An 11,497-nucleotide genomic window follows, 5' to 3' on the forward strand; every position below is an offset into this window, starting at 1 on the left:
CTCCGGTGAATTAACACTGACTTCTAATTCAGTTGAAACAAACCAGAGTCCCAGTAAAAATTCAGATGGCACTCTCCCTGCCACTTTTCAGTCTTCAAGCTGAAGGAATATTTACCGTCTCGATTGAGCCTGTCGCAACAGTGAACAGTTAGCAATCTAAGAGTAAGAAGGTATTGGTCACTGTACTCTGGATAAGCAAATGGTAAAACCTGCTTTGCCTCTACGGGAGCGCCGTTAGACCGATCAAAGATAACGGAGAACTGCCGACTATCTGGAAGCGTTAGAGTCATCGTTTTATTGGCTGCTTTGGAGAGAGCAAACAAGCTCTTGACCGTCAGCCGTGATACCCAACCGGCCTCGCCATTGCCAGATAAAACGATTGGTCTGCCTTGGGTTAGTTGCCCCTCCTGAACCAGTAAAGCCCCGGTCAGACTTCGCTCAGTGGTTTGCTCGACGGGGTTCCATTCAAATTCATTAATCCAGAGCAATTAGCCTGCCGCAGTCGCTCGTTGTAAATCTGCTCACTGATTCGCAGAGCTGAGTTGATATTCCTGATCGCCTCCTGATTCCCGTTGGCAATGGCCTCGGCCTGCTGTGCCTTCAGATCATCACGCTGATTTTGATAACGCCGTTGCTCAAGATCCGATTGTCTGCCCTGCAATTCATCCAGTTCATCTTGCAGGCTGTTCAGGGTATTGCGGGAACTGTCGCCTAAGCGGGCCATGTTTTGTTTGGCTGAAACAATGGCGTTATTGAGCCGGTCTAAATCCGTTTGATTGAGCAGGTTCATGGTTTGCGCGGCATCTTCGGCCTCACGGACAAAACTTCTGGCATTGATCTCGCCCTGTTCATAGCTTTCAAACAGCTGTTCAAGGGCAATTCTTTGCTCTAAAAATTGTTTTTTCACATAAGCGGCAGCGGTTGATGTTTGATTGAGCCAGCGACCAATGCCTGTCACGTCAAATTGATATTGATTGCTTTGCAAACGGCTAATTTCTGCAGAGGTTGCCTTAAGCTCATTTTTCAGGTCTTCAATGCTTCCTTTGGCTGCGGTGGTATCCACTGAACCGCCGCCTTGTTGTATGGCTACAAAAGAATCAAAATACAAACCTCCAACAATGAAGAAGCTAAAGAGCGGTATCTTCAGTCAGTCAATTCAGCTAAAAACTCAGGTGATTTACCACTGACTTCTAATTTAACTAAAGCGACCCAGAGTTCCAGTAAAAATTTAGAAGGTGCTCCCCCTCCCCCGCTTTTCAGTCGTCAAGCTGAAGGAATATTTACAGTCCCAATCGCCCCCTCTCAGCTTTGGTGAACGGTCAGCAATCGAAGAAAGAGATTATTGATGTTTCCATCAATGACCTCGTTGCCTGTAACCCCCCGCCAACGTCTTCCTCATCCGCGAGGCGCTGGCTTTCGAAGAGTTTTACGTTGCTATTAGAAATAGCCATAACAAATATTTATTCCTGGTTAACATAAATAAAGAATGAGTTGTGAAAGAGAGGAACTTTTATTAAGAAGGCGTGGTCTTAAGATGTAATTCAACAATTCAATAATTCGATGTATCAAACCAATCAATTTCCTTCATACGATGCTTATTTTTCTTATCTTTGTTCCAGCGCATTAGGTTTAGTAGATCAAGGACAGCGATTTGGTACCACCGAACAGCAGCCTATTTATCAAGGCATACCAGTTCAAGTGCTGAACCCTATTTCCATTTACAATAGCGGACCAGATACATATCAAAATGAAGCCAATCATTCTTATTCATTGAATAAATATCATATTACATCCCTAACAAATCTCGATTCAGAAAACGCTTCTGGAACAGGTATTCAAGAGATACCACAATCCATTCTTGATGAATATGTTCCTTACCGGGATGATTATGAATCCGTTAAGGATAGATTATTACTAACACCAAGTACTCCCTTTCAGCAGCTAATATCGTGGGACGAGCTTGAAATTAGAGAGCAAACAACAGCGAATCATACAAGCTCAGGTATACAGTTAACTAATCTTCCTGTCGGAATTCATAGTTCACAAGATTTACGGCCAGTTGCTGTCGTTAATCCGTTATGCATGCACCAAGCTGCACGTGATAACCAAACAACCCAGGCAGAAGTTAATGTTGATGGCAGTTCTTCACTTGCCGAGTCCGAAAGAGAGTGCTACCAGACAGATCCCACTCACGCCGAGCGCAAAAGGGGACGAGAAAGGGAGCGCTACCAGACAGATCCCGCTTACGCCGAGCGCAAAAGGAAGCGCGAAAGAGAGCGCTACCAGACAGATCCCGCTTACGCCGAGCGCCAAAGGGTGCGCAAAAGGGAGCACCAAAGAGAGCTTCGCAAAGATCCTGCTTACGCCGAGCGCAAAAGGAAGCGCGAAAGAGAGCGCTACCAGACAGATCCCGCTTACGCCGAGCGCCAAAGGGAGCACAAAAGGGAGCTTCGCAGAGATCCCGCTTACGCCGAGGGACAAAAGATCTATATAAAGACCTACAAAAGAATCAAAATACAAACCTCCAACAAGGAAGAAGCTAAAAAGCAAGCTGTGATCGCAAGAGAGCGGTATCTTCAGTCGGTCAATTCAGCTAAAAACTCAGGTGATTTACCACTGACTTCTAATTTTGCTGAAACGACCCAGAGTTCCAGTAAAAATTCAGAAGATACTGCCTCCCGCTTTTCAGTCGTCAAACTGAAGGAATATTTACAGTCCCAATCGCCCCCTCTCAGCCTTAGTGAACGTTCAGCAATCTAAACGTTTTCAGCCTTTACCGTCAGGTCACCTGCGGTAATGTTGACGCTCATAGGCTCAATGCCCCTCTCTTGATAAAAAGCAGCGGGAGGTATCGGCTATCTGCGTTTCCTGAATGCGACTGGTTTCTTCCTCTGGCTCGCCGGGTATGGGAGATGCCCCGATTAAAGGTCGTCACCAAGGGAGAACTAATCTGCATTTCCACCTTACGCCGGGTAAAATTTATATATTCCACTCCAGTGAAATAGGTAAAAGTCATTGTTATCGGTGCTGATCCCGATAAACGCCTTCCGCAAGGCAACATCACCAATGGTTCGGTCGATCCGGGAAATATCCCGGAAGAGATTATTGATGTTTCCATCAATGACCTCACTACCTGTAACCCGCCCACCATGGTCTTCCTCATCCGTGAGGCGCTGGCTTTCGAAGAGTTGTACGTCGCTGTAATTACCATAGCAAATCCTTACGCTTTGCTGACATAAATAAAGAATGAGTTGTGAAAGAGAGGAACTTTTATAAGAAGGGGTGGTCTTAAGCTGTAACTCAACAATTCAATAATTCAATGTATCAAACCAATCAATTTCCTTTATATGATGCTTCTTTTTATTACCTTTGTTCCAACGCATCAGGTTTAGTAGATCAACAACAGCGATTTGGTGCCACCGAACAGCAGCCTATTTATCAAGGTATACCAGTTCAAGTGCTGAATCCTATTCCTAATTACAATAGCGGACCAGATACATATCAAAATGAAGCTGATCATTCCTATTCATTGAATAAATATAATATTACATCCCTAACAAACCTTGAATCAGAAAACGCTTCTGGAACAGGTATTCAAGAGATACCACAATCCATTCTTGATGAATATGTTCCTTACCAGCTTGATTATAAACCCGTTAATAATGCATTATTACTAACACCAAATACTCCCTTTCAGCAGCTAATATCGTGGGACGAGTTTGAAATTAGAGAGCAAACAACAGCAAATCATACAAGCTCAGGTATACAGTTAACTAATCTTCCTGCCGGAATTCATAGTTCACAAGATTTACGGCCAGTTGCTGTCGTTAATCCGTTATACATACACCAAGCTACAAGTGATAACCAAACAACCCAGGCAGAAGTTAATGTTGATGGCAGTTATTCACTTGCCGAGCGCAAAAAAGAGCGCAAAAGGGAACGCCAAAGGGAGCTTCGCAAAGATCCCGCTTACGCCAAGCGCGAAAGGGAGCGCCGAAGGGAGCTTCGCAAAGATCCCGCTTACGCCGAGCGCGAAAAGGAGCGCCAAAGGGAGCTTCGCAAAGATCCCGTTTACGCCGAAGGACAAAAGATCTATAAAATTACCTACCAAAGAATCAAAAGACAAACCTGCAACAAGGAAGAAGCCAAAGAGCAAGCTGTGATCGCAAGAGCGCGGTATCTTCAGTCAGTTAATTCAGATAAAAACTCAGGTGATTTACCACTGAGTTCTAATTTAGCTGAAACGACCCAGAGTTCCGGTAAAAATTTAGATGGTACTGCTCCCCCGCTTTTCAGTCTTCAAACTGAAGGAATATTTACAGTCCCGATCGAACCTATCTCACCCTGAGTCAGAGGTGATATTCGTGATCAATTCCAGATCCTCTTTGGCGATAGCCTCGACCTGCTGTGCCTTCAGATCGTCACGCTGAGTTTGATAACGGCGTTGCTCAATGTCTGACTGCCTGCCCTGCAGTTTATCCAGTTCATCCGCGTAATCATGACGACTCCGCTACTTCCCTATCACCCTTGGATAGTTGATCTCACTGACTTACTCCTGATTTTTGTCGTGCACAGCAGGCAGAACGTTAAAAGTGTGATTTATTTTTTATGAAAGATTTGATGTTCCTGGTGTAGTGCCCGCCCATATTCTTCATAAACTATAATAAGCTTCTAGCTCCACCGCCTTATTACAAGGCTCCTTTATTACCCGAAGATTTTTACGTCTCTATTAGTAATAGCTATAGCAATTATTTATGTTTGGTTGACATAGATAAAAGTTAAATGAGTGGCGAAAGGGAGGAACTTTTAGAAGAAAGCGTGGTCTTAAACTGGAATTCAATAACTCAATAATTCAACGGATAGGCCAACCTCTTCTCAATTAAGTCCAGCCCCTAATGGCCTTTCTAATATTCAAGGCACGCCTTTAGCTGAATCTGGTGCAACAGGTCAGGCTTTTTCCCGAATGGTTACTGAATTTGGACAACCTGTAACTAACCATGACATGACTGACCAAGCTTCAAGTTCAGATAATCAAGGATAGTTAAATCCTAAAAAAAAGGTTGAAAGATTTCGCTGTACAAAATCAAACTGACTATAAAGAATCTCCTGCAATTCCAGTAGCTATACCACTGAAAATTATCAGGTTGCAGAATATGACCCTGAAAATAATACTTTTTCGATATACTCCTTCACAAAGGGTATTCAATCAACCTCACAAAACTCGACAGATGTTGATACCAAACTTAATCCACATATTCAAATTCCTAATCAAGACGGCATTGGTAATTTCTCTAAATCTACATCGCCGATTGCAATTATTACCCCACAATTGAAAAGTGAATATCTTCAACAATATAGATCTCCTGCAATTCAAGCCGAAGAAGCTATTGATGAAAGTTCTTCACAAATTGAATGCCAAAGGGAGCTTCGCAAAGATCCCGCTTACGACCAGCGCGAAACGGAGCGCAAAAAGCAGTGTCGTCAGTCAGTCAAGTCAGCTAAAACTCAGGTGATTTACCACTGAGTCGTCCGAAATAAAATCAAGGTTCTGGACAGGGGGGAACTTTATTCGATGCACCCGGATATTAAATGGCTTGCCATCCTGCGCATCGTTGAGCCCTTCCATAAACAGGACGAACTCTTTGCATTCAATGTAGATGCTTCCGGCACCGATAAACCTACGATCCACTGTAGACATGACTTTTCTCCTATCCTGTAGGTCATGGGTTAATCATGGGAGGGTTTCACATGGTAGAACTTGTGTTTGAACAGCCCAATGTGCTGGGTACTGAGTTAGAGGTGTGTTGCAAAAGTCCAATGACGGGCTTCTTCCGGGACGGGTTTTGTCATACCTGTCTGGAGGATGCTGGTAGTCATACAGTCTGCGCCCGGATGACCGATGAATTTCTGCGATTTTCCCTGTCCAAAGGCAATGACCTCATCACACCCCACCCTGATTTTGGTTTTCCCGGCCTGAAAGCCGGTGACCGCTGGTGTCTTTGCGCAACTCGTTGGGCAGAGGCCAATAAGGCAGGTGTTGCCCCACCGGTTTACCTGAACGCAACCAATATGACAGCGCTTGAAATTGTGGAGTTGGCTACGCTGAAGCAAATGGCGTTGGATTGATATTAAAGGCCATCCGGTATTTTACCGGTTGGCCCTGGCGTTGTTCTTCATTAATGGGTTTCATAGCTGTGTTTAAACTTTTATTATTTGCTGTTTGACCCGTTGAAATTTCCCTGAAGCATCAGGCTTATTTTGGGCTAAACTCTAATAATTCGCCGTGCTTTTTGGGAACAGCATTTTTACCAGACACTTCAGCTCTATCTAGGAGGCTGACCGAGAATAGACTGCCTACCGCGGTGGCAGAAAATTTGTCTAAAAAGTCAGAAATTTTTAGCAAATAGAACCACTATTCACTAAAAATTTCCGACTTTTTATCCTCAATTTTCTGCCATCCTCGCTACGGGTGCTATTCTCGGTCAGCCTCCCAGGAGTTCTCCTGTGTTGATTTGAAAAGCCCCTAAACGACCCCGTCGTTCTATAGAATCCCCTGAAGTCATAGGACCGCTTAAATAAATGCCATCCAAAAACCGCCCGTTTTTATCTATCATCCGTCCAAAACCGTCGACCTGAACTCCTCCCAAAAAATGGGGTACAGCTTTTCCATCAAGAAGCAACTCAGACCAGAGATCATCAACCCTTCCGGGTTTATAATCATGAGTATCTCCTGTAGCATTAATCAATAAGTCACATTCTTCTGGTTTTCCATCAAAAGACTTAGTCTCATATATAATCTTATCTTTCTGACAAACTGCAGAAATAAATATTTATTTTAATAGGATATCGATAAAAAGCTGCTGCTTTCAGGCTATTCATCGCACTCACCGAACCTGAATATCCTCCACCTACAACACCTATAAATTGTGTGGCTGGATATCCCCCCTTTATTCCTCCAACATTAATGTCATTGATATCGGTGCTGATCCCGCTAAGCGCCTTCTGCAAGGCCACATCACCGATGGTTCGGTCGATCCGGGAAATGACCTTAAAATGGTGAATGAGTGGCGAAAGGGAGGAACTTTTATAAGCAAGCGTGGTCTTAAGCTATAATTCGATGATTCAATAACTAAATGGATAGACCAACTTCTTCTCAATTAAGTCCAGCCCCTGATGGCCTTTCTAATATTCAAGGCATGGTTTTAGCTGAATCTGGTGCAATAGGTCAGGCTTTCTCCCGAAAGGTTACTGAAGTTGGACAACCTTTAACCAACCATGACATAACTGACCAATCCACAAGTTCACATAATCAAGGGTATTTAAATCCTGAAAAAAAAGGTTGAAAGATTTCGCTGTACAAATCAAACCAGCTATAAAGATTCCCCTGCAATTCCAGTAGCTATACCACTGGAAAATTATCAGCCTGAAAAATATGACCCTGAAAATAATTCTTTTTCGATATACTCCTTAACAAAGGGTATTCAATCAACCTCGAAAAACTCGACAGATGTTGATACCAAACTTAATCCACCTATTCAAATCCCTAATCAAGACAGCAATGGTAATTTCTCTAAATCTACTGCGTCGATTGCAATTATTACCCCACGATTCCAAAGTGAACATCTTCAACAAGATACATCTCCTGCGATTCAAGCCGAAGAAGCTATTGATGAAAATTCTTCACATATTGAATGCCAAAGGGAGCTTCAAAAGAAGCTACAAAGGGAACGCCAAAGGAAGCGCTACCAGATAGATCCCGCTTTCGCCGAGCGCGAAGGAGAACCCCAAAGGAAGCGCCTGAGGGAGCTTCGCAAAAATCCCGCTTACGCCGAGTGCCAAAGGGAGCACAAAAAGCAGTGTCGTCAGTCAGTCAATTCTGGTAAAACCCAAGTGATTTACCACTGACTTCTAATTGAGCTGCCCCCCCCTGGGGAGAGCAAACAGGCTCTTGACTGTTAGCCGGGAAACCCAATCGGCCTCGCCATTGCCAGAAGGAACAATAGGACGGCCATGAACTAATTGGCCTTTCATGGCCTCGGCCTGCTGTGCTCGCAGATCATCACGCTGCCCTGCAATTCATCCAGTTCATCTTGCAGGCTGCTGAGGGTATGGCGGAAATAAATACTTCCTTTGCCACAGGCACAGTCGCCTGGAATTTTTTTGTTAGACGTTCTTACTGGGTTGTTATGAACTTATGCGAATTGTCACTGTCTATTACACATTGAGATAAATTAGGTAACGAGGTTGTTCTCCCGATTTCCAAACCACTTTTCATCACTCCAATCAAGTTACAAATGATTGGGATTTTTAGCCATCTGAATCCTGAAAAATATAATGTAAAATATTTTAATTGGTGTAATATGTATAGATTACAAGGAATAGAAGAACAACAGAGCCATTCAACAGCTGTATATAATGCCTCAATATCTCAGCTACAATCAACTGGTCAATCTTATTATCGTCAGGTGAAAGTGGCTAAAGTTGAGCCAAGGTTTTTTGGTGTAGATTCAAGAACATATTCAGAAGATGCAAAGTTTAAATTCAATCGGGACTTTAAGGAGATAAAAGCTCGAGAATCAGAATCTTCAGATTTTGCTCAACTCCACAATTTTTCGCCAGTAATCGGCAGAGCCTGGAACAATCCTGAAATCATGAGGTATTTGCTTGAAACTTACAGTCAGTTTGTACATTGTTTTTGTAATAAAACAGAAGCTGCAAATACAATCAGCCGATTAACTGAATTCTTGTTGATAATTGATAAAGAAATGGCCTCTTTTGAAAAAACAGACCCATTTGAACTTTTAGAAAAATACCCAAAACCTGAAAGCAACAAGCTTTTAATAAAAGCCTGTGGCTTTTGTATCAGAAATAGCAAAGACCGGTTTTGCGAAAAAAACATTATTTTTTTTCTTGGATTACTTCCTTTGCTAATTGAAATTGAAAATCACGTAGACCTACCTGACTTTAAATTTCGCTTTCCGGATTATTTTCTTGCAGACTTTTTGCTTTCAATGACTTCTGGTGGAGAAAGAGACTTCTTTTTAAATAAAAAAACAATTAAAAACTATTTAAAAACTTACAATGAAAGAAAAGAGTTATTCCATTTCTTCTCTGAACCAAATAACCAACTAAATTTGTCTCCACTTTTTCTAATACTGAACAATTATTACTGGAGTAGATTATATACAAAAGATGCACTGGATACAAAAACAGTAGAAACTTCTAAAAAAAGTGAGTTATGGTCTTTCTTCTTTAATTCTGCTGCACCACAATATTTATTCAAAGTTCTTTTTGATGGATTTTCAGGTCATGAACATTCTTGTCATGATGAACCAGCATATAAAAGTCAGAATTCTTTATTAAACAATAGCCTTTTAAAAACGGTAGAATTTAACCCCGACCTTATAAGATTTGGAGAAGAGTTTGAATTCAGCTTTGAAAGTGTATCAGGTAAAAAATATTCACCAGACCTCCTTATAACAAAGTGGTCTAAACATATATCTTTCATAATGTCATCCATGAATATACCTGAATCAGAATTTTCAATAACCATTAAAAATGGCAACCAGGATAAAGAGCTTTATTTCACTTTCGGTGACTGGAATTGTAAGTTTTATCCTGATTATGATGTCTTTGAGGTGAATTGCAGCCCTTATACAATAGAGCAGGTTTTCACATGCAATGGAGCTACTTATACTGCTTATGAACTTTTTGATATATTTATTCTTGCCCCTGCAGAACTGTTTTTATTGAAAGGCATATCTGGGCATAAACATATAGATATCCGAAATTCTATCTCAAACAATCCGGAATTGTTATTCAGATTTTTACTTTCAGTAGAAAATGAACGCTTTTTAGTCAAAGCCCTTGACAGAGAAAGTCAGTGTGAACAATATTTCCCATATCTGTCTATGTGCAATTACGCTCCTCAGTGGAAATCGCTCCTGGATCACACCATCCAACTAATCAATAAAGAGCTTGCTGCCGGAAACACAACGCAACCAATGGGTTTTTATACTTATGCGTACGCCTTTCAACAACTATGGGAATTAAAACATATATATTGTCCCGCTAAAATTAGACTTGCCCCGCAACATGCAAGCAGTAATTCAGACACAAGAATCTGTAAACCAGATGGAACTCTCGAATTACGTTTTTGGCATGGTGCCCGAACAGGTCAGGAAGCAAGAAAAATTAACGAGATAATACTTGCATGGATGAATACGCTATCGCAAAAACAAAAAAATAAAATTCCATTATTTTTAAAATTGGATGACGTTGAGGATATTGATTCAAATAGAATAGAAATGCTCTTTGATAACTTTTGTAACAACATAGGGTTACAGCCAGAAAACTATCGAGGTCTGATACGTTTTACCACTGTAAACGACAATTCTCATGACGCCCTTTCCCACCAGACTTCAAGAAAGTCCCGCTGATTTCGGCGGTAACAGGAAGATTTGAAAAATATGGAGAGAGGGAAGCAACGATTAAGGATTTGCAGCGGTATTTCCAGGTCACACCACCCACCGTACATCAAATGGTGGTGAAACCTGTTACATGACAGCTCCCTGCAAGCATGATTGCTCAATCCACTTTGCTGATGGTACCATCTGTAATGTTCGGCTACATGCCCCCTCTATACTTTACTTACGCGACAATATTTAGGAGTCAAAAGTACACAACCCGTGGGGCAAAGCCCATTTTGCTGATCAAATGCCATATTTGCCAGAATCAACCAAACAGTGAGACCTGGAGAGATTGAAAAATCATGTTCGAATTTAAACTGCCTATTATGAATAACGGTTTTAGCCGTAGTGACTCACCTGGTGGTAATGCAAAACTCTGAGTCACAGCGTAGTGGCACTGTCCAAAATGGATCGGCCTGCTGTTCAAAAGTGACCACCTCTACTGCTGATGGCACACCGTGCTGCAATGTGTCCATTCAGAAAGGATTTGTAACAGCAAGTTTAACCCGCTGTAACCTGCTCGTACCCCAAAACCAAAAAGGCAGCACCAGTTACCCAGTGCTGCCTTCATTTCATCGTGAATTTTAAGTGTAAACCTTAACTCACTGTCGTTTGCCAATTTGCCGTAATCACCGGAGTAACCTGATCGCGAACGTTCTGTGGCAGCTGAGCTTCACCAGCTGGCGGTGCATCAAACCCAGCCATGGCATTGACCAAGTTCTCCACCTTGATGGCCAGTAACACTGCATCGCCCGTGCGGATTTCATCCAACTTTTGGGCGTCACTACTGTACCAGTCCTGTACCGTAATCTGATCATCAGAACCGATAACATCAATCAGCAGATGGTCACCGGAACGGGTAAACCAGAGGTTTTCTTCTTCAATGCCCGACAGTTGCAGCGTAAGCGCCAATTTAACCAGCGTAATAGCCAACCCTACCAGATCAGCTTATTCTTGAGATGCCTTCACTGCCCAGGGTAGAAGCTGCTCCAGTTTCTCAACCGTGTCCGCATAAGGCAGCTCTTTTA

12 protein-coding genes are annotated in these 11,497 nt (G+C 42.3%); 6 read left to right on the forward strand and 6 right to left on the reverse strand.

From position 1 onward, the window contains the following. Positions 1–427 precede the first annotated feature (427 nt). Positions 428–1,063 carry a hypothetical protein gene (locus tag J7439_RS24045; RefSeq protein ID WP_209204590.1) on the reverse strand — a complete coding sequence of 212 codons (636 nt, stop codon included), beginning with the start codon at positions 1,061–1,063 and terminating at the stop codon, positions 428–430. A 15-nt stretch (positions 1,064–1,078) separates the two neighbouring features. Between J7439_RS24045 and J7439_RS24050 the strand changes: the two genes are divergently transcribed. The 3 genes from J7439_RS24050 (at position 1,079) to J7439_RS24060 (ending at position 4,348) form a co-directional block, all read left to right on the forward strand. After that, a complete protein-coding gene (locus tag J7439_RS24050) occupies positions 1,079–1,315 on the forward strand; it encodes a hypothetical protein (protein WP_209204591.1) in 237 nt (78 codons plus the stop codon). A 245-nt stretch (positions 1,316–1,560) separates the two neighbouring features. Beyond that, a complete protein-coding gene (locus tag J7439_RS24055; RefSeq protein WP_209204592.1) occupies positions 1,561–2,760 on the forward strand; it encodes a hypothetical protein in 1,200 nt (399 codons plus the stop codon). Between the two features lie 559 nt (positions 2,761–3,319). Continuing rightward, entirely contained in the window at positions 3,320–4,348 is a 1,029-nt protein-coding gene (locus J7439_RS24060) for a hypothetical protein (RefSeq protein WP_209204593.1), read from the forward strand. Between the two features lie 1,146 nt (positions 4,349–5,494). Here J7439_RS24060 and J7439_RS24065 read toward each other — a convergent pair. After that, a complete protein-coding gene (locus J7439_RS24065; RefSeq protein WP_209204594.1) occupies positions 5,495–5,698 on the reverse strand; it encodes a hypothetical protein in 204 nt (67 codons plus the stop codon). A 50-nt stretch (positions 5,699–5,748) separates the two neighbouring features. On the opposite strand from J7439_RS24065, the gene J7439_RS24070 reads away from it, so the two are divergent. Further along, complete coding sequence (locus J7439_RS24070) at positions 5,749–6,126, forward strand: DUF2237 family protein (RefSeq protein WP_209204595.1); 378 nt, start codon at positions 5,749–5,751, stop codon at positions 6,124–6,126. Positions 6,127–6,482: 356 nt separating this feature from the next. Here J7439_RS24070 and J7439_RS24075 read toward each other — a convergent pair whose 3' ends face one another. After that, the gene (locus J7439_RS24075) at positions 6,483–6,746 is read right to left on the reverse strand and encodes a hypothetical protein (protein WP_209204596.1); all 264 of its coding nucleotides are present in this window, start codon (positions 6,744–6,746) and stop codon (positions 6,483–6,485) included. Between the two features lie 52 nt (positions 6,747–6,798). Continuing rightward, complete coding sequence (locus tag J7439_RS24080) at positions 6,799–7,014, reverse strand: hypothetical protein (RefSeq protein ID WP_209204597.1); 216 nt, start codon at positions 7,012–7,014, stop codon at positions 6,799–6,801. 119 nt (positions 7,015–7,133) lie between these two features. On the opposite strand from J7439_RS24080, the gene J7439_RS24085 reads away from it, so the two are divergent. Beyond that, positions 7,134–7,343, forward strand: coding sequence for a hypothetical protein (locus J7439_RS24085; protein ID WP_209204598.1), 210 nt, complete (start codon positions 7,134–7,136; stop codon positions 7,341–7,343). A 565-nt stretch (positions 7,344–7,908) separates the two neighbouring features. Here J7439_RS24085 and J7439_RS26765 read toward each other — a convergent pair. After that, positions 7,909–8,031, reverse strand: a complete 123-nt coding sequence (locus J7439_RS26765; RefSeq protein WP_286198504.1) for a hypothetical protein — start codon at positions 8,029–8,031, stop codon at positions 7,909–7,911. Positions 8,032–8,294: 263 nt separating this feature from the next. Here J7439_RS26765 and J7439_RS24090 point away from each other — a divergent pair, with 263 nt between their 5' ends. After that, positions 8,295–10,439 (forward strand): hypothetical protein, encoded by a 2,145-nt coding sequence (locus J7439_RS24090; RefSeq protein WP_209204599.1) that lies wholly within the window; start codon positions 8,295–8,297, stop codon positions 10,437–10,439. Positions 10,440–11,066: 627 nt separating this feature from the next. Here J7439_RS24090 and J7439_RS24095 read toward each other — a convergent pair. Next, positions 11,067–11,402: a calcium-binding protein gene (locus J7439_RS24095; RefSeq protein WP_209204600.1), complete on the reverse strand. Its 336-nt coding sequence runs from the start codon at positions 11,400–11,402 to the stop codon at positions 11,067–11,069. Positions 11,403–11,497 lie beyond the last annotated feature (95 nt).

Source organism: Salinisphaera sp. G21_0 (assembly GCF_017744115.1).
Taxonomy (GTDB): domain Bacteria; phylum Pseudomonadota; class Gammaproteobacteria; order Pseudomonadales; family Endozoicomonadaceae; genus Endozoicomonas.

Coding starts and splice junctions, on each gene's coding strand:
- J7439_RS24055 (WP_209204592.1), top strand. CDS start 1,561: ATGTATCAAACCAATCAATTTCCTTCATACGATGCTTATTTTTCTTAT.
- J7439_RS24060 (WP_209204593.1), top strand. CDS start 3,320: ATGTATCAAACCAATCAATTTCCTTTATATGATGCTTCTTTTTATTAC.
- J7439_RS24065 (WP_209204594.1), bottom strand. CDS start 5,698: ATGTCTACAGTGGATCGTAGGTTTATCGGTGCCGGAAGCATCTACATT.
- J7439_RS24070 (WP_209204595.1), top strand. CDS start 5,749: ATGGTAGAACTTGTGTTTGAACAGCCCAATGTGCTGGGTACTGAGTTA.
- J7439_RS24085 (WP_209204598.1), top strand. CDS start 7,134: ATGGATAGACCAACTTCTTCTCAATTAAGTCCAGCCCCTGATGGCCTT.
- J7439_RS26765 (WP_286198504.1), bottom strand. CDS start 8,031: ATGAAAGGCCAATTAGTTCATGGCCGTCCTATTGTTCCTTCTGGCAAT.
- J7439_RS24090 (WP_209204599.1), top strand. CDS start 8,295: ATGATTGGGATTTTTAGCCATCTGAATCCTGAAAAATATAATGTAAAA.